The 16,467-nt window shown below is 64.6% G+C and carries 17 protein-coding genes; 11 read left to right on the forward strand and 6 right to left on the reverse strand.

Annotated features, from left to right (window positions below; genetic code table 11):
* From ACIPZ8_RS25470 to ACIPZ8_RS25515, 10 genes are read left to right on the forward strand one after another with little or no spacing between them, the layout of a single operon-like run.
* On the forward strand, positions 1–543 hold the full coding sequence (locus tag ACIPZ8_RS25470; protein WP_400729216.1) for a PilN domain-containing protein: 543 nt from the start codon (positions 1–3) through the stop codon (positions 541–543).
* Complete coding sequence (pilO, locus tag ACIPZ8_RS25475; protein WP_400729218.1) at positions 530–1,093, forward strand: type 4a pilus biogenesis protein PilO; 564 nt, start codon at positions 530–532, stop codon at positions 1,091–1,093. The genes ACIPZ8_RS25470 and pilO overlap by 14 nt, the downstream gene beginning before the upstream one ends.
* A complete protein-coding gene (locus tag ACIPZ8_RS25480; RefSeq protein WP_400729220.1) occupies positions 1,093–1,602 on the forward strand; it encodes a hypothetical protein in 510 nt (169 codons plus the stop codon). The genes pilO and ACIPZ8_RS25480 overlap by 1 nt, the downstream gene beginning before the upstream one ends.
* Positions 1,599–3,491 carry a secretin N-terminal domain-containing protein gene (locus ACIPZ8_RS25485; protein WP_400729223.1) on the forward strand — a complete coding sequence of 631 codons (1,893 nt, stop codon included), beginning with the start codon at positions 1,599–1,601 and terminating at the stop codon, positions 3,489–3,491. The genes ACIPZ8_RS25480 and ACIPZ8_RS25485 overlap by 4 nt, the downstream gene beginning before the upstream one ends.
* A complete protein-coding gene (locus tag ACIPZ8_RS25490) occupies positions 3,488–3,961 on the forward strand; it encodes a type II secretion system protein (RefSeq protein ID WP_159410170.1) in 474 nt (157 codons plus the stop codon). Before ACIPZ8_RS25485 ends, ACIPZ8_RS25490 begins: the two co-directional genes overlap by 4 nt.
* A 5-nt stretch (positions 3,962–3,966) precedes the next feature.
* A complete protein-coding gene (locus ACIPZ8_RS25495; protein WP_085676884.1) occupies positions 3,967–4,341 on the forward strand; it encodes a type II secretion system protein in 375 nt (124 codons plus the stop codon).
* The gene (locus ACIPZ8_RS25500; protein ID WP_400729227.1) at positions 4,316–4,843 is read left to right on the forward strand and encodes a type II secretion system protein; all 528 of its coding nucleotides are present in this window, start codon (positions 4,316–4,318) and stop codon (positions 4,841–4,843) included. The genes ACIPZ8_RS25495 and ACIPZ8_RS25500 overlap by 26 nt, the downstream gene beginning before the upstream one ends.
* Entirely contained in the window at positions 4,840–5,241 is a 402-nt protein-coding gene (gene csgE, locus ACIPZ8_RS25505; RefSeq protein WP_400729229.1) for a curli production assembly/transport protein CsgE, read from the forward strand. Before ACIPZ8_RS25500 ends, csgE begins: the two co-directional genes overlap by 4 nt.
* The gene (locus ACIPZ8_RS25510) at positions 5,238–5,651 is read left to right on the forward strand and encodes a curli assembly protein CsgF (RefSeq protein WP_400729232.1); all 414 of its coding nucleotides are present in this window, start codon (positions 5,238–5,240) and stop codon (positions 5,649–5,651) included. The genes csgE and ACIPZ8_RS25510 overlap by 4 nt, the downstream gene beginning before the upstream one ends.
* A gap of 34 nt (positions 5,652–5,685) precedes the next feature.
* Complete coding sequence (locus tag ACIPZ8_RS25515; RefSeq protein ID WP_400729235.1) at positions 5,686–6,537, forward strand: CsgG/HfaB family protein; 852 nt, start codon at positions 5,686–5,688, stop codon at positions 6,535–6,537.
* Between the two features lie 39 nt (positions 6,538–6,576).
* On the opposite strand, the gene ACIPZ8_RS25520 is transcribed toward ACIPZ8_RS25515, so the two are convergent.
* The 6 genes from ACIPZ8_RS25520 to ACIPZ8_RS25545 form a co-directional block, all read right to left on the reverse strand.
* Positions 6,577–7,392 (reverse strand): RHS repeat-associated core domain-containing protein, encoded by an 816-nt coding sequence (locus ACIPZ8_RS25520; RefSeq protein WP_400729238.1) that lies wholly within the window; start codon positions 7,390–7,392, stop codon positions 6,577–6,579.
* A gap of 152 nt (positions 7,393–7,544) precedes the next feature.
* Positions 7,545–8,189 (reverse strand): DNA oxidative demethylase AlkB, encoded by a 645-nt coding sequence (gene alkB, locus ACIPZ8_RS25525; protein WP_400729241.1) that lies wholly within the window; start codon positions 8,187–8,189, stop codon positions 7,545–7,547.
* Positions 8,190–8,447: 258 nt separating this feature from the next.
* On the reverse strand, positions 8,448–9,893 hold the full coding sequence (locus tag ACIPZ8_RS25530; protein ID WP_400729244.1) for a curlin: 1,446 nt from the start codon (positions 9,891–9,893) through the stop codon (positions 8,448–8,450).
* A 16-nt stretch (positions 9,894–9,909) separates the two neighbouring features.
* The gene (locus ACIPZ8_RS25535) at positions 9,910–10,380 is read right to left on the reverse strand and encodes a curlin (protein WP_400729247.1); all 471 of its coding nucleotides are present in this window, start codon (positions 10,378–10,380) and stop codon (positions 9,910–9,912) included.
* 15 nt (positions 10,381–10,395) lie between these two features.
* On the reverse strand, positions 10,396–12,630 hold the full coding sequence (locus ACIPZ8_RS25540) for an Ig-like domain-containing protein (protein WP_400729249.1): 2,235 nt from the start codon (positions 12,628–12,630) through the stop codon (positions 10,396–10,398).
* 32 nt (positions 12,631–12,662) lie between these two features.
* Positions 12,663–13,991 carry a hypothetical protein gene (locus tag ACIPZ8_RS25545; RefSeq protein WP_400729252.1) on the reverse strand — a complete coding sequence of 443 codons (1,329 nt, stop codon included), beginning with the start codon at positions 13,989–13,991 and terminating at the stop codon, positions 12,663–12,665.
* A gap of 561 nt (positions 13,992–14,552) precedes the next feature.
* Here ACIPZ8_RS25545 and ACIPZ8_RS25550 point away from each other — a divergent pair.
* Positions 14,553–16,466, forward strand: a complete 1,914-nt coding sequence (locus tag ACIPZ8_RS25550; protein ID WP_400729255.1) for a sigma-54-dependent Fis family transcriptional regulator — start codon at positions 14,553–14,555, stop codon at positions 16,464–16,466.
* Position 16,467: the final 1 nt, after the last annotated feature.

Raw genomic sequence — 16,467 nt, forward strand, 5'->3', positions numbered from 1 at the left:
ATGCGCCGCCTCGACCTGGAATTCCAGCCCCGTCGCAGTGGCCCGTTGGCCTGGTCGCTGCTGGCCCTTGGCAGCGTCGCCGTCGTCGGGCTGGTGCTGCTGCAACAGCAGCTACAGGTCGAGCAGGCAGACCTGGAAACCCGCGTGCACAGCCTGGAACGGCAACTGGGCCGCCGCCCGGCTCCGGTCGCCCCGCAAAACAGCGCCGCCAGCCGCGAACAGGCCGAACGCCTGGCCCAGATGCGCAGCGTTTCGCAGCAACTGCAACGGCCCTGGCAACAGCTGTTCGCCATGCTCGAAGCGCAGCCGCAGGAAGACGTGGCACTGCTGACCCTGACCCCGGATGCGCGCAAGGGCCAGGTGCGCATCACCGCCGAGGCACGCAACCTGGAAGCGATGCTGCAGTACCACCAGCGCCTGGAGCAAAGCGACGAGCTCAGCGATGTCTCGCTGCTCAACCACGAAGTGGTGGCCGGGCAGCCTGAGCACCCGGTGCGCTTCAACCTTACCGCCACCTGGGAGATTGGCCATGCGCGTCCCTGATGCTGTGAACAGCCTGGTCCTCCAGGAACGCCTGCGCCGCATCGGCCCGGTCGGCCTGGGCGCCGCCGCCGTCGCCGTGCTCGCCGTCGCTGTCGCCATGGCCGGCGTGGTCCCCGAGTGGCTGGCCGTGCGCGAACTGCGTGCCAGCGAAGCGGATGCCAGCGTGCAGGTCGAACGGGTCAAGCGCGGCGAACTGAAGATCGCCGTCAAGCCCGAGCAGCAGGCGCTGGACAGCCTGCGCCAGCAACTGCCCGGGCAGCCTGAAGCCAGCGAACTGATCGAGCGCCTGTACCACCTGGCCAGCGCCGAGCACATCAGCCTGTCGCGCGGCGAGTACGCCCTGGGCGTCGACCCGAAGACCCAGCTGTCGCGCTACCAGATCATCCTGCCGGTACGCGGCAGCTACCCGCAGATCCGCGGCTTCCTGCGCGGCCTGATCGGCCAGCTGCCGACCCTGGTGCTGGAAGACCTTGAACTCAAACGCAAGACCATCGGCGACACCGAACTCAACGGCCGGGTGCGCCTGACCCTCTACCTGTCGAGGTCGTGATGAACACACAACGCGCAGTGATGTGGGTCGGGTTCCTCGGGGTGTCGGCAGCGCTGGCCTGGGCGCCGGGGCATTGGTTCGGCCAGGAAGACAGCGCCGCTCCCATCGCGGGCCAGCCCGCTCCCACAGGGTTGGCGTCGCCTGCAGAACCTGTGGGAGCCGGCTTGCCGGCGAAGGGGCCGGAACAGGCCTCCAAAGATCTGTTCCCAGCCCAGCAATGGACCAGGCCACAAACCCTGGCCACCGTCACCGAACAACCCGTAGCCGCCGTGCCCGTCGTAGCCGCGGCCCCCACCGCCCCGGCGCTGCCGTTCCAGTTCGTCGGCCGCATGGGCGACCGCGACGACCTGCAGATCTTCCTGCAGAGCGGGGAAAAGCTGTACGTCGTGCGCAAGGGCGACGTGATCGACAGTACTTATCGCCTCGACAGAGTCTCGGCCAACGAGCTGGACCTGGTTTATCTGCCTTTGCATCAGTCACAGACCTTGTCTGTAGGGAGCGCACCATGAAGTCGTCGAAGATGTGCAAGCCTGCTCCGTTCATGCTCCTGGCGCTGTGCGTGGCCATCGCCGGCTGCGGCTCCAGCGCCGTGCGCAAGGACAGCGCCGAGCTGATGAAGGAGGGCCAGTACGAGGCTGGCATCGCCCGCCTCGAAGAAGCCCTGCGCGATAGCCCGCGTGACACCGAGCTGAACATCGCCCTGGCCCATGGTCGCCAGACCGCGGTGGAAGCGCTGATCAGCCAGGCCGACGCCGACCGCATCCGCCACGACTTCACCAGCGCGCGCATGGGCTACAGCCGGGTGCTGACCATCGAGCCGAACAACCGCCGCGCCCAGGAAGGCCTCCGCCAACTGGAGCTGATCCGCACCCTCGACGAGCGCGTGGCGCTGGGCCAGGCCGCGCTGCGCCAGGGCGACCTGTTCGGCGCCGAGCGCTACATGCGTGAAGTGCTGCGCCTGGACCCACAGAACCAGAAGGGCATTGCCCTGCGCACCGACATCGAGAACGTCCAGGCGCGCACCGCCACGCCGTTCCCGCAACTGCGCAGCAAGCTGGAGCGCCCGGTGACCCTGGAGTTCCGCGACGCAGGCCTGAAGACCATCTTCGAAGTGCTGTCGCAGGTCGCCGGCATCAACTTCATCTTCGACAAGGACCTGCGCCCGGACATGAAAGCCACCATCTTCGTGCGCGATGTGCGCATCGAGGACGCCGTGGCGCTGCTGCTGGAGCAGAACCAGCTGCGGCAGAAGATCGTCAACGACAACACCTTGCTGATCTACCCTGATTCGCCGCAAAAGACCAAGGACTACCAGGAACTGGTCATGCGCACCTTCTACCTGACCAGCATCGACGCCAACACCGCATTGAACATGGTCAAGACCATGCTCAAGACCCGGGACGTGTTCGTCGACGAACGCCTCAACACCCTGACCATGCGCGATACCCCCGACGCCGTGCGCATGGCCGAGAAGCTGCTGCAGTCCCAGGACCAGTCCAACCCCGAAGTGGTGCTGGAAGTGGAAGTGATGGAAGTGGCCACCTCGCGCATCCTCGACCTTGGCCTGCAATGGCCAAACACTTTCGGCGTGCTCAACAACGACGGCAACCCGGTCAGCGTGCTCGACCAGCTGCGTGGCATCAACTCCAGCCGCATCAGCATCGCGCCGGCGCCGCAGGCCAAGATCAACGCCCAGGACAAGGACATCAACACCCTGGCCAGCCCGGTGATCCGCGTCAGCAACCGTGAGCAGGCGCGTATCCATATCGGCCAGCGGGTACCGATCATCAGCGCCACCTCGGTGCCGTCCACCCAGGGCCCGGTGATCACCGAAAGCGTCACCTACCTGGACGTCGGTCTTAAACTTGAAGTGCAGCCCACCGTGCACCTGAACAACGAAGTGGCGATCAAGGTGGCGCTGGAAGTCAGTAACGCCACGCCGCTGGAAGCCACCCGCCAGGGCACCATCCCGGTCCAGGTCGATACCCGCAACGCTCAGACCAGCCTGCGCCTGCACGATGGCGAAACCCAGGTGCTGGCCGGCCTGGTGCGCAACGACCACAACGCCGCTGGCAACAAGATCCCCGGCCTTGGTGACATCCCGGGCCTGGGGCGGCTGTTCGGCAGCAACAAGGACGACATGAGCAAGTCTGAGCTGGTGCTGGCGATCACCCCGCGCATCGTGCGCAACCTGCCGTACCAGAGCCCGTCGGACATGGAATTCGGCACCGGCACCGAATCGAGCATGCAGGTGCGCCAGGCGATGCCGCTGCCACCGCGTGACGTGCCGGGCGACGTACCGAGCGATAGCCAGGACAGCGCGCCGGTGGTGCAAAGCCAGGTAGCCAGTGCCCCAGCCGCTGCCCCGGCCACCGTCACAGTGAGCCCACGGCCATGAAACGCCGCCAGCAGGGTTTCAGCCTGATCGAAGTGGTGCTGACCCTGGCCCTGCTCGGGATGCTCGCGACCATGGCCGCACCCCTGACCGAAACGGTGGTGCGCCGTGGCAAGGAGCAGCAGCTGCGCGAGGCGCTGTACCAGATCCGCGACGCCATCGACGCCTACAAGCGCGCCTTCGACGCCGGGTTCATCGAAAAACGCCTGGATGCCAGCGGCTATCCACCGAACCTGCAGGTGCTGGTCGAAGGCGTGCGCGATGTGCGCAGTGCCAAGGGTGCCAAGTTCTACTTCCTGCGGCGTATCCCGCATGACCCGCTGGTGGCGGCCAAGAACCAGGACGAAGGCGGTTGGGGGCTGCGCGCGTACGCCAGCAGCCCGGACAACCCACGCGAAGGCGAAGACGTCTTCGACGTGTATTCCAAGGCCCGTGGCAAGGGCCTCAACAACATCCCCTACGGGCAATGGTGACGGCCATGAAACGCAGCCGAGGCTTCACCCTGATCGAACTGCTGGTGGTGATGGCGATCATCGCCACGCTGATGACCATCGCCATGCCGCGCTACTTCAACAGCCTGGACAGCTCCCGCGAAGCCACCTTGCGCCAGAGCCTGGCGGTACTGCGCGAAGCCCTGGACCATTACTACGGCGACACCGGCCACTATCCGGACTCGCTGGAACAATTGGTCGAGCAGCGCTACCTGCGCAACACCCCGGTCGACCCGATCACCGAGCGCAGTGATGCCTGGCAGCTGGTGCCACCGCCGGAAGGCGTGGCCGGCGGCGTCGCCGACATCAAGAGCGGTGCCACAGGGAGGGCGCGTGATGGCAGCCTCTTCGCGGAATGGTAAGGCCAGCGCCGGCTTCACCTACCTGGGCGTGCTGCTGCTGATTGCAATCAGCAGCGTGGCCCTGGCCGCCACCGGCACGGTGTGGTCGAGCGTCGCCCAGCGCGAGCACGAGCGCGAGCTGCTGTGGGTGGGTGGCCAGTATGCCCAGGCCCTGCGCAGCTACTATCGCGCGTCGCCAGGCCTGGCCCAGTACCCCAAAGAGCTTGCCGACCTGCTTGAGGACAACCGCTTCCCGGAGGCCAAGCGGCATATCCGCCGGTTGTACCCGGACCCGATCACCAACAGCGACGACTGGGGCCTGCTGCGCGCCATCGATGGCCGTATCACCGGCGTGCACAGCCGCTCCGATGCCACCCCGTTCAAGCGCAGTGGCTTTGAAATGCAGTTTTCCGGCTTTGAGGGCCTGGAGCATTACAGCGACTGGCAGTTCGTCGCCGAGCAGGCCTTCAACGAAAGTGCCGGCGGCGCCCGCACCCATGCCGGCCCGGGAGATACGCCATGAAGCGCCTGCATGCCCTGTACCTGTGCCTGCTGTTGGCAGGCGGGCTGCCGGGCGCGGCCATGGCCGACGCTGAGGACGAGATGAAGGGTTTTATCGTCGACAACACCATCTCGCACATCGGCCACGACTTTTACTACTACTTCGCCGACCGCCTGCGCGCCACCAGCCGCCTGGACTTCAACCTGGTGGTGCGCGAGCGCCCGGATGCCCGCTGGGGCAGCCTGGTGACCGTAGAGTTCGACCGTGACGTGCTGTACCGGCGCTTTCTGCCGCCGAACGTCACCCAATTAAAAGAAGAGGCCGTCGCGGCCGCCGACCTGGTCAAGCAGGAAGTCATTCAGCGCAAGCTGCAACGTCTGCTGCAGGACACCACTGATCTGGATAGGGATGAGCTATGAACACTTGCATACCCCGTTGCCTTGCGGCTGGCCTGCTGCTCGGTGCCTGCGCCGGCCACGCCACCGAACTGGTGTACACCCCGGTCAACCCGGCGTTCGGCGGCAACCCGCTGAACGGCACCTGGCTGCTGAACAATGCCCAGGCGCAGAACGACTACGACGACCCGGACCTCAAGGACCGCACCTCGGCCTTTGGCGGCACCTCGGCCCTGGAGCGCTTCAGCAACCAGCTGGAGTCGCGGATGCTGTCGCAGCTGATGGACAACATCAGCAACGGCAAGACCGGCAGCATGGCCACCGACGCGTTCCTGATCGATGTCATCGATGACTCCGGTGCCTTGAGCATCAAGGTCACCGACCGCGCCACAGGAGAAACTTCGCTCATTGAGGTCAGTGGCCTGAACCCCTGAGAGGGACGGGTCGTTTAGCTGGGGAGAGAGCACCATGAAACGTCTGCTGAGCACCTTACTGATTGTCGCCGCGCTGGCGGGCCTGCAAGGTTGCGGCCTGCGCGAGCCGATGCCGGCCGAACAGGACACGGAAACCCCGACCCTGACGCCGCGGGCTTCGACCTATTACGACCTGATCAACATGCCGCGCCCCAAGGGCCGCTTGATGGCCGTGGTGTACGGCTTCCGCGACCAGACCGGGCAATACAAGCCGACCCCGGCCAGCTCGTTCTCCACCAGCGTCACCCAGGGGGCGGCGAGCATGTTGATGGATGCCTTGAATGCCAGCGGCTGGTTCGTGGTGCTGGAGCGTGAAGGCCTGCAGAACCTGCTGACCGAACGCAAGATCATCCGTGCTTCGCAGAAGAAGCCCGACGTGCCCGAGAACATCATGAGCGAACTGCCACCGTTGCAGGCTGCCAACCTGATGCTTGAAGGCGGCATCATCGCCTACGACACCAACGTGCGCAGCGGCGGCGAGGGGGCCCGTTACCTGGGCGTCGACATCTCCCGCGAGTACCGGGTCGACCAGGTTACGGTCAACCTGCGCGCGGTGGACGTGCGCACCGGGCAGGTGCTGGCCAACGTGATGACCAGCAAGACCATCTACTCGATCGGCCGCAATGCCGGGGTGTTCAAGTTCATCGAGTTCAAGAAGCTGCTGGAGGCTGAGGTGGGGTACACCACCAACGAACCGGCGCAGCTGTGCGTGCTGTCGGCGATCGAGGCGGCGGTGGGGCACCTGCTGGCCCAGGGGATCGAACGGCGGCTGTGGCAGGTGGCGGGGGATCCGGGGGAAGGCAAGGCCGAGGTGGACAAGTTCCTTAGCCAGAACCAGCCGCAGTGACTGAATAATATCTTCGCGAGTGGACTTGAAAGTCCACTCTTATCTCGGAGCTTCGTACCGCGCGTCATATCTGGGATGGCCGGCTCTTATTTTTCCGCGTTCTTTTCGTAGGTCAGTAACATGCGCCATGATTTCGCCGTTAGTTAATCCGAATTCTAATTTTCGAACGTTTGTCATTGGGCTTTCTCCTTTTTTCCAGGACCTGATGATGGTGAACATGATAATTTGTCTATGGCTGTAGGCGTCACCATCCTGTTTCACGAAGTTTTTGTTGTAGTAGTGCAGGAGAAATGCCTCTCTCTTGGTGATGAGTGGTGTTCCCCGTTTTGTCCTGTTGGCGTCAAAGAGATGATTCGTGATGCCTATGTTATTGCGGTACTTTTCTTGCGCTGAGTCTTTGAGGGGCTTAGAGGTCGTTTGTGTTGAAGTCAAATGTGCCGCGTTCGTAGATTTTGAATTTTGTGATGTTTGTTGAGACGTGCTAGGGTTAGGGTGGGTTTTGGGCACGTGCGCAACCCGTGGTTTAACGGGGACTTTTCCACTTGGATCAATCCAATTTAATGGATTCCCAAGGCAGTAGGCATAAGCATTCAGCCCACCGATGCCGAAAGGGCTGTACTCGTCAGCTGAATGAAAGCGCCTCAATATTGGGTTGTATGCTCTATAGCCCGCCCCGAGAAAATAGAGGCCGCCAAGGAGCATCTCGGCGTTATAAAGAAGTATGGATTGGTTGTTTTCAGCGCTGCCTGTATACCCATGGGAGGTGTAATTTATAACACAGGCTTTTTTGTCGCTGCGGGTTGCGCTAGCGGCTGCTGTGCTATTGTCATGGGTCGGGAATTCGGTTTCATGCATGCCAGGTTTCTCCTTGAAAACAAGCGTAGGTCTGGCGAAAGTACGATGCAACTGTCAGAAGTGCCAGTTGCAATTATTTGCAGAAGATTGGGCATAGCTTTGGTGGTTGGCTCGATCTCACAGACCCTGAACATCCATCGTATGACCTGAAATTACCCTGCCTTGCGCAAAGTCAGGTTGATCCGCCTTTCGCCCATCTTGGGATGTACACCCGGCTTGATCGGCAACACTCCATGAAAGCGCAGCCTATCCTCGCCGCCCCAGACCAGCACATCACCATGGCTCAACGGTATCCGCTGAGTCCTGTCCGAACGCTGCAACCCGCCAAACAGAAACACCGCCGGCAAACCCAGTGAAATCGACACGATCGGCTGGTCGAAATCTTGCTCGTCACGGTCCTGATGCAGGCTCAGGCGGGTGCCAGGCAGGTAATGGTTGACCAGGCAGGCATCAGGCACAAAACCCTCGAAGCCGGCCGCTGCTGCTGCTCGACCCGCCAGCTCGAGCAGGACCTGGGGCAGGGCGGGCCAGGGTTGGCCGCTGACCGGGTCGGTGGGGCTGTAGCGGTAGCCTTTGGCATCACTGACCCAACCTAGCGACCCGCAATTGGTCAACGCCACGGCCATGTTCAGGCCGCCCGGTGTCTGCATGTGCCGGAACGGCGCGGCGCGCAGCACCGGGCGCAGAGCGTCGAGCAGCGGCTCGATGACGGCCAGGGCGAAGCCGGGCAGCAGCACGGTGTGGCTGGCCAAACGTTGCGGTTGGGGACCGAACAGGTCGAGGTCGGACTGGATCATCAGGGCGGTGGCGTGGGTGAGTGCAAGATAGTGTAAGCCCAACGCGGTCTTTGTAGGAGCGGCCTTGTGTCGCGAAAGGGCTGCAAAGCAGCCCCTGCAATTTGTGAGCTGCTGATATCCCGGGGCCGCTTCGCAGCCCTTTCGCGACACAAGGCCGCTCCTACAAGGACCGTGTCATCACTCATGTGCAATGCAGGGAGATAAAAAGGAACCGCGACGCCAGGGAGAGGAGACGCCGCGGTTCAAGGGGGGAGCTGGTCAGCGTTGGGTAGCGGTGGCCGTGTTGCCGTTGCCCATCTGGCTGATGGTGGCGCTCTGGTAGGCGCCGCTCTGGTTGACGTTGGCTGTGTTGTTGTTGCCGCCCTGGGTCACGTAGGCGACGTTGGCGCTGTCAGCCTGCTTGATGGTGGCGCTGTTGCCACTGCCGTACAGCTGGGTGGTGTAGCTCTGGTTGGCGTAGCCGGACTGGTCCAGGTTGATGCTGTTGTTACTGCCGGTGGACGAGCCGTAGGCGTAGTTGTCGGTGCCGCGCTGGTCGGCAACCAGGCTGTTGTCGCTGCCGTTCTGCTCGAAGTACAACTCGTTGTAGCTGTCGGCCTGCTTGGTTTCCATGGTGTTGCCGGTGCCTTTCTGGCTCAGCGTGGCCAGTTGGTACTCGCCGTTCTGGGTCAGGTTGGCGCTGTTGTTGGTGCCGTTCTGGTTGATGTTGGCGGTCTGGTTCTTACCGAACTGGCCACCCATCTTGTCGCCTTTCCAGTTGCTGGCCAGGACCTTGTTGCCAGTGCCCTTGCTGTTGATGGTCAGGCTCTGGTTGTCACCGGTCTGGTAGGTGAAGCTGCTGTTGGTCTTGCCACTTTGCGAGACGGTGGTGTTCGAATTGTTGGTCTCGAACTGATCCGACCAGCTGGCGTTGGACTGGCCCTGCTGATACAGGTTGGCGACGTTGTCCTTGCCAAAGCTCTGGTCGATGTAGCCTTCGTTGGTCTGGCCGGTCTGGTTGACCGTGGCGCTGGCGCCGGTCTGGGTGTCCTGCCAGACCTCCACCGAGTGGCCGGTGCCGTACTGGTCGATGTTGATGGTGCCGCCGTTGCCGTCGCGCTGGTCGCCGTAGGCGAAGCTCTGCTTGCCTTGCTGGTAGATCTGCACATAGCCATCGTTGTGCAGGATGTGCTCGGCAGTGGCGTAGTTATCCTGGCCATCCTGGGTGATGTTGGCGCGGTTGTTACTGCCGCCGAACAGCTGCTCGACGAAGGCTTCGTTGCGCTGGCCGCTCTGGGTGGTGGTGACCTGGCTGCCGGTCTGAGTGTCCTGCCACACGGTCGAGCGGTTTTCGCTGCCTTGCTGGTTCTGCAGCGACTGGTTGTTTTCGCCCACCGACTGGCTGGCGAAGGCATCGTTGTAGCTACCGCTGGCCTGCTGGGTGATCTGGCTGCCATTTTCAAACAGCTGCTCGCCGTAGCCGGCGTTATACGACCCACTGGCAGTCTGGTCGATAGTGCTGGTGCTGTTTTCCTGCACCGCCAGGTGGTTGTGGCCCTTGCCGGTCTGCGTCTGGGTGGCCGCGGCGAACGGCGCAACCGTCTGCTGCACCTCGGCGATGTTCTGGTTACCGTTCTGCGACTGGTTCGAGGTGCTGTCGTCAGCCATGACCTGGCCGGCCAAGGCCAGGACGATAGCGGCGCTTAGGGGGGCGAGCTTGAACATGGTGGAGCCTCCAGGTCTATCGGTATTGGGTGATCTGAACGTGCTGGCCATTGCCGGCTTGGGTCACTGAACTGCTCAGGCCTGAGCCGGCCTGCTCGATACTGGCGCTGTTGTTGTTGCCGATCTGCTCAATGCTGGCGCGGTTGCTGGTGCCGCTCTGGCGGATCGCAGCGCTGTTGCCATATCCCTGTTGGCTGATGTTGGCCATCAGGTCACTGCCTTCCTGCAGGATGTACGCCTCCTGCGCGCCCCCGGCCTGGACGATGCGGCCCAGCAGGGCCTGGCCGTTCTGGTCGAGGGCGGCACGGTTGCCGTTGCCTTGCTGCTCGATCACCGCCGCCTGGCCGGCACCGACCGGCAGCAGGCGGATGATCACCGGTTCACCGAGGTCGCTGCCGGGCGCAAGGTCGGCGTTGTCCATCAGGTCATCGGCCCCGGCCTGGCCCGCCAGGGCCAGGCTCAGCAGCAGTGGATACAGGCGCTTCATGGCGTTCTCCTGGCCTTACTGCACAGTCACGTTGACAGTACGGGTACTGCCCTGGCTGCTCGTCACGGTGGCGGTCGGTGCGGCCGTCGGGACGATCGTGGTGCTGTTGCTCACCGTCAGGCGCCAGCGGCCGGTCACCGGGACCGTGGTGGTGCCGAGGGTCTGCACGCCCGTGGTGGTGGTGACGCGCACGGTGATGGTGTTGCCGGTGGTCACCGACGAGGTGCCGCTGACATCCCAGTTGTAACGGTTGTTCGAGCGGGCCAGGACGGTGGCGGCGGTGACCGCGAAGGTCTCGCCAGCCGGTGGTCGTGGCTGCACGTTGACCGTGACGGTGGCTGGCGCGGAGACCGCACCCAGGGAGTCACGTGCCTGGTAGGTGAAGGTGGTGGTGAAGGCCGTCGGGACGCTGGCCGGTGGCGTGTAGTTGACCGTGGTGCCGTCGGTACTTACGGTGCCGCGCCCGGTTGCTGGCTGGCTAAGGTTGGTGACGGTCAGCGGCGTATTGCCTTCCGGGTCGGTGTCGTTGGTCAGCACGTTGATGACCAGCGGTGCGGCCAGGGTGGTCACGGTTTCCGGGTTGGCGGTCGGTGCCTGGTTGGGCGCGACGTTGACGGTCACGGTGGCCGGCTCCGACTTCAGGCCCTTGGCGTCCATCGCCCGGTAGGTGAAGGTGGCCACCACCGGTTGAGTCGCACCTGGTGGCGGGGTGTAGGTCACCGCGGTGCTGCCGTTGAGGACCACGGTACCTTGACCGGTAGCCGGTTGGGTGAGGTCGGTGATGCTCAGCGGCACGTTGCCGTCCGGGTCGCTGTCGTTGAGCAGCAGGTTCAAGCTCAGCGGCACGCCGACACTGGTGCTGCCGACATCGGCCTGGGCCAGCGGTGGCTTGTTGGCCGCCTCGACCGGCGCGTTGCCGACCACCACCACCGGTTCCACATCGACGCCGCCATGGCTGGACTTGATCGTGACGGTGGCCGGTGGCTGACTGACGTCATTGACGGTGAGGGTCTGCAGGGTGCCGGACTTGGACAGGCGGCCGTAGCCCTGGGCGACCATGTCCGGGATCACCACTTCATCGCTGGAGCGCGCTTCGATGGTCAGCCGCTTGTTGTTCCACTCGTAACGCGCCGTGCTGACTTTGACCACATCGGAAAGCTTGCTCGAAATAGCGGTCGGCTGCGTGTTGATGTCGCTGCTGCTGGCCGTCACCACCACCACCGACGGCGGCGCCACCTGGCTCAATTGCTGGCTGAAGAACAGCCCGCTGTTGTCCGTGAGCATGCTGAACTGGCAAGCCGATGGCGGCGTACCGACCAGGGCCAGGCCGTTACGGAAGCAGACGCTGGCGCCAGTCGGGGCTTTGGCGAACACTTCCACCCGGGTGCCGCTGCCATTGCGCGAGTAGGTCGCCCGCTCCAGTGATGCCGGCAGTTGCGGACGCTGGTCGAGCACCTTGCCGGACACCGTGAACAGGCTGGTTTCGATGCGCCCGGGCGGGCCATCGATGCGAATGAAGTTGGTGCCGAACGGGCTGCCCTTGATCCCCTCCGGCCTGTTCGGGTCGCCGATGAAGGTGTCGGTGGTGCCGGTATCCGGGTTCACGGCGGTATAGGGAGCGCCCACGCCCTGGACGAACGGGCCAAGGGCGCCGGCCAGTGCGCCGGTGAAGTTGCCGGGTGCACCAATGCCGATGTCGCGCGTGATGTTGATTGCCCGCCGCCCGGGGGTCGTGACGTTGACCGTCTCGACGCCATAGGGGTGGGTGATGGTGTAGGTACCGGCACGAGGGACCGACACGCGGATGCGGATGCGGGCAAAGCTCTGCTGGTCGCCGTCGACCGGGTTCTCGGCCGCAAACGCGGCTTCGAGGCCGGCGACATAGGCGTCGAGTTCATAGCCGCTGTTGCCCACCGCCGGAATACTGGTTTCTGCCAGGAACCAGAACATCTCCGGTGGCCAGTTGTCGGGGAAAACCAGGGGCAGGGTATCGTCGTAGATACCCGGCTCCGGCAGCAGGGTGCACATATACGCCGGTGCACCCGGTGCGCCAGCGACCAGCGTGCTGACGGCTCGTGAGCGGCACAGTTCCAGCGACAGGCCGTCGGCGTCCTTGTACCACAGTGGATAGCCGCCGGTGGCGAAGGTGTAGGGGCCCGGGTCGACGTCGGACAGGGCAGCCCAGGCCGCGCTGCTGATCGTCAGGGAGAAACCGGCGGCCAACAGCGCACGGCGTTGCCAAGTGTTCATGCTGCCTCCTTGAAGGCCAAGCCTTTGTCTGTTCATGGCACCAGCACCACGTCTTCGATGTCGCTGCCGCCATTGGCGCTGGAGACCTGCACCTTGGCCGGCGGGATCGGCGACAGGTTGGCGACCAGGCTCTTCTGTGCGCCGTCGCCGGTGAAGTTGCCGATGAAGGTGCCGTTGCCGGTACGTGCAGTCATGGCCGGCGGGTTGGTTTCGTCGCTACTGGTGGCGATCACGGTCAGGGTGGCGTTGGCCAGGCTGTACTCGGCACTGGTGATGGTCACCAGGTCGGTGAGCGGCAGGCTGGCGGTGGTCACGCTGCTGGTGGGAATGGCCACGCTGTTGTCGGCGCTGATCAGCAGACTGGCCGGCAGCGCCGGGTTGAGCGCCGACTGGGCATACCAGGTGCCGGTACCGTTGGCTTCGGTCAGCGGCAGGTTGGGGGTCTGGCTGGTCAGGGTGGCGCTGCCAGGTGGCGGTGGGGCCAGCACGAACATGTCCTGCTGTGCACGCAGGTCACCGTTCTCGGTGTGCCGCGAATAAGTGCTGCGCAGGGGGATCAACGGCGTTGGCCGGACCACTTCGGAGAGCTTGCCGGAAACGGCGAACAGGTCGGTCCGCAGGTCGATGCCGTTAGGGCCTTCGATGCGCACGAAGTTGGTGTTGAACGGGCTGCCGGTGACGCGCTCGTTGAGGTTGGGGTCGCCGATGAATTTCTCGCTGCCTTCGGTGTAGGGGCCGTTGACGCTGCGCAGGAACGGCCCGACATCACCCTTCAGTGCGCCGGTAAAGGTGCCGGCGGAGCCGATGCCGATGTCGCGGGTCATGTTGATCGCCCGGCGCCCGGCGGCGGGTACATCGAACACTTCGACGCCGTAGGGGTGGGTGACCACGTAGGTACCGGCTGCGGGAACGTCGACGCGGATGCGCACACGGGCAAAACTGATCTGGTCGTTTTCGGCCGGATCACCGCCGCCGAACGCTGCCTCGATGGCGGTGCCGTAGTTCAGCGTAACCCCGCGGGCGGCATCGGTGATGGCGGCATCGGCGGTGAACCAGAAGGATTCATCCGGCCAGTTGGTCGGGAAGACCAACGGTTGGGTGTCGTCGAAAATGCCGGGCGCAGGCAACAGGGTACACATGTACGACGGTGCACCGGGGGCGCCGGCAACGCGTGAACTCACTGCCTTGGACAGGCACAGGTCGAGGGTGCGGCCATGGGTGTCCTGGTACCAGGCGGCGTAGTGACCGTTTTCAGGTGTGTAGGGCCCAGTGTCGACGGCATACAGCGCTGCCTGCGCCGGGAGCTGGAACAGGCCGGCGACGATCGCCACTGCCAGCGTGTTGGGTATCGGTCGGAGCATGAGTCGGTTCCTCCTGCTAACGGGCCCATGGACTTGGGGCGTCTGGGAGGACTACGGCAACAGCCGTGCCAATTTTTTCACATTGGGCTGCAGGCCTTGTGGGGCTTGGGTTTCAGAGGTGTTGGCCGATGCTTTTGACACGCTTTTTGGTGGGCGGTGTTCCCCAGGATTGGGGGCAGCGGTGGGGCTGGGAGAGTATGTCTTGAGAGGTGTGGCGCCTGGGAGATCGAGCGCCGCCCGCGCGGCGCATCGCAGGCAAGCCTGCTCCTACATCTGTTTCGGGCCAGTATCTCCTGCATCCATTGGCGCGCGGTCCCTTGCTTGTACGACGCGATATCGAGCCATACGCCAAGGGGTACGCGCGCCTGTGCCGCAGGATTCACTGGCCCGAAACAGATGTAGGAGCAGGCTTGCCTGCGATGCGCCGCGCGGGCGGCGCTCGATCTCCCAGGCGCTACACCGCTCAAGGCATGCACCTCGACGCCCACCAAATTCTCCCGCACACTGCGGAAAAAATACCAAGCCCGAAGCCCTGACCCAGGGCCACAGCTGGAGCAACTAATGGCGCGACAATTTCCCATAACAAACGCCCAAGACCCGCTGCACGAATCCCGCCAGGCACGCATGCGCCTGGCCAGCGAAGGCGAGCTGCCGCTGGGCATGCTGCGCGACGAAATCGACGCCTCCTGGCGCCGCAGCCTCGGCCATGGCCTGGATTGCCTGCAAGGCGAGCAGGTCGGCCTGGGCCTGGAGCAGGGCCATGACCTGCGCACGCTGCTGGAACGCAACCGGCTGCTGGTGGACGCGGTCACCCCCGAGCTGGACTACCTGGTCTCGCGCCAGGGCAAGGCCGGCATCATCATCCTCGGCGATGCCCAGGCCAACGTGCTGGCCATCGAAGGGCAGAAGCATGTGCTCGAGCGCGAAGGCCTGCGCGACCTGCACCCCGGCAGCTGCTGGAGCGAATCGTTGCGCGGCACCAACGCCATCGGCACCGCCGTGGTCGAAGGCCGGCCGACGCTGATCAACTGCGGCGAGCACTACCTGGACCGCCTGAGCCCGTTCTCCTGCACCTCGGTACCGCTGCGCGACCCGCGCGGCGAAGTGATCGGCGTGCTCGACATCACCCGCGAAGGGGTCATGGCCCAGCCACAGGACAGCCTGAGCATGCTGATGCTGGCGGCTGGCAATATCGAGAGCAGGCTATTCGGCCTGTGCCACCCCGAGCAGTTGGTGCTGGCCTTCCACAGCCGCCCGCAATACCTCAACAGTGCCTGGCACGGCCTGCTGGCCCTGAGCCTGGACGGCGAGGTGCTGGCCGCCAACGACAACGCCTGCCAATTGCTCCAGCTGCCGCGCCAGGGCCTGATCGGGCGCCGCAGCAGCGACCTGCTGGGTGAGCGTTCACCGGCCTTCATCGCCCGCCTGTGGCAGGGCGGTGTGAGCAGTGTGCAAACGGCCAAGGGCGAGTTCTTCTTCCGGGCGCTGCAGCTGCCGCGGCACAGCCCGCTCAATGGCATTGCGGCGCAGGCCCGGCCGGCAGCGGCCAACAAGGCACCCGCGCTGGATGCCCTGGCCGGCGCTGATGCGCGGCTGGCGCGCAACCTGCGCATGGCCCGCCAGGGCCTGGGCAACGGTTTGCCGGTGTTGCTGCTGGGCGAGACCGGTACCGGCAAGGAAGTCGTGGCCCGTGCCCTGCACCAGGCCAGCCCGCGGGCCGACAAGCCGTTCGTGGCGGTCAACTGCGCGGCGATTCCCGAGGGGCTGATCGAGTCCGAACTGTTCGGCTACCGCGAGGGCGCCTTCACCGGCTCGCGCCGGGGCGGCATGGTCGGGCGGCTGATGCAGGCCCATGGCGGCACGCTGTTCCTCGACGAGATCGGTGACATGCCGCTGGCCCTGCAGGCGCGGCTGTTGCGCGTGCTGCAGGAGCGCCGGGTGGCACCGCTGGGCGCGGGCGACGAGCAGGACATCGACGTGGCGTTGATCTGCGCCACCCACCGCGACCTCAAGCGCCTGGTACAGGAACAGCACTTTCGCGAAGACCTGTACTACCGGGTCAACGGCGTGTCGCTGCGCCTGCCGGCGCTGCGCGAGCGCGATGACCTGGCGAGCATCATCGAGGGCTTGCTGGACAAGTCCGGGGCCAAGGGCGTAAGCCTCGACCCGGCCCTGGCGGCGTTGCTCGAAGGCTTCGACTGGCCGGGCAACATCCGCCAGCTGGAAATGGTCGTGCGCACCGCCCTGGCCATGCGCGAGGACGGCGAGCAGGTGCTGACCCTCGATCACCTGACCGATTGCCTGCTGGAAGAACTGGCCAGTGGCACGACGCCCTCCGGCAGCCTCAAGGACAACGAACTGGAGCTGATCCGTGGCGCCCTGGCGCGCCACCAGGGCAATGTCTCGGCCGCCGCCGAAGCGCTGGGCATCAGCCGTGCGACGCTGTACCGCAAGCTCAAGCAGTTGCGCGGCTGAC

Origin of the sequence: Pseudomonas sp. NPDC089422 (assembly GCF_044749405.1) — a bacterium.
Taxonomy (GTDB): Bacteria; Pseudomonadota; Gammaproteobacteria; order Pseudomonadales; family Pseudomonadaceae; genus Aquipseudomonas.

Excerpts from the sequence above, each read along its gene's own strand:
- alkB (WP_400729241.1), bottom strand. The coding sequence starts at position 8,189 with ATGATCCAGTCCGACCTCGACCTGTTCGGTCCCCAACCGCAACGTTTG.
- pilO (WP_400729218.1), top strand. The coding sequence starts at position 530 with ATGCGCGTCCCTGATGCTGTGAACAGCCTGGTCCTCCAGGAACGCCTG.
- ACIPZ8_RS25540 (WP_400729249.1), bottom strand. The coding sequence starts at position 12,630 with ATGAACACTTGGCAACGCCGTGCGCTGTTGGCCGCCGGTTTCTCCCTG.
- ACIPZ8_RS25550 (WP_400729255.1), top strand. The coding sequence starts at position 14,553 with ATGGCGCGACAATTTCCCATAACAAACGCCCAAGACCCGCTGCACGAA.
- ACIPZ8_RS25470 (WP_400729216.1), top strand. The coding sequence starts at position 1 with ATGCGCCGCCTCGACCTGGAATTCCAGCCCCGTCGCAGTGGCCCGTTG.
- ACIPZ8_RS25495 (WP_085676884.1), top strand. The coding sequence starts at position 3,967 with ATGAAACGCAGCCGAGGCTTCACCCTGATCGAACTGCTGGTGGTGATG.
- ACIPZ8_RS25535 (WP_400729247.1), bottom strand. The coding sequence starts at position 10,380 with ATGAAGCGCCTGTATCCACTGCTGCTGAGCCTGGCCCTGGCGGGCCAG.
- ACIPZ8_RS25510 (WP_400729232.1), top strand. The coding sequence starts at position 5,238 with ATGAACACTTGCATACCCCGTTGCCTTGCGGCTGGCCTGCTGCTCGGT.
- ACIPZ8_RS25515 (WP_400729235.1), top strand. The coding sequence starts at position 5,686 with ATGAAACGTCTGCTGAGCACCTTACTGATTGTCGCCGCGCTGGCGGGC.
- ACIPZ8_RS25520 (WP_400729238.1), bottom strand. The coding sequence starts at position 7,392 with ATGCATGAAACCGAATTCCCGACCCATGACAATAGCACAGCAGCCGCT.
- csgE (WP_400729229.1), top strand. The coding sequence starts at position 4,840 with ATGAAGCGCCTGCATGCCCTGTACCTGTGCCTGCTGTTGGCAGGCGGG.
- ACIPZ8_RS25545 (WP_400729252.1), bottom strand. The coding sequence starts at position 13,991 with ATGCTCCGACCGATACCCAACACGCTGGCAGTGGCGATCGTCGCCGGC.
- ACIPZ8_RS25500 (WP_400729227.1), top strand. The coding sequence starts at position 4,316 with ATGGCAGCCTCTTCGCGGAATGGTAAGGCCAGCGCCGGCTTCACCTAC.
- ACIPZ8_RS25530 (WP_400729244.1), bottom strand. The coding sequence starts at position 9,893 with ATGTTCAAGCTCGCCCCCCTAAGCGCCGCTATCGTCCTGGCCTTGGCC.
- ACIPZ8_RS25490 (WP_159410170.1), top strand. The coding sequence starts at position 3,488 with ATGAAACGCCGCCAGCAGGGTTTCAGCCTGATCGAAGTGGTGCTGACC.
- ACIPZ8_RS25485 (WP_400729223.1), top strand. The coding sequence starts at position 1,599 with ATGAAGTCGTCGAAGATGTGCAAGCCTGCTCCGTTCATGCTCCTGGCG.
- ACIPZ8_RS25480 (WP_400729220.1), top strand. The coding sequence starts at position 1,093 with ATGAACACACAACGCGCAGTGATGTGGGTCGGGTTCCTCGGGGTGTCG.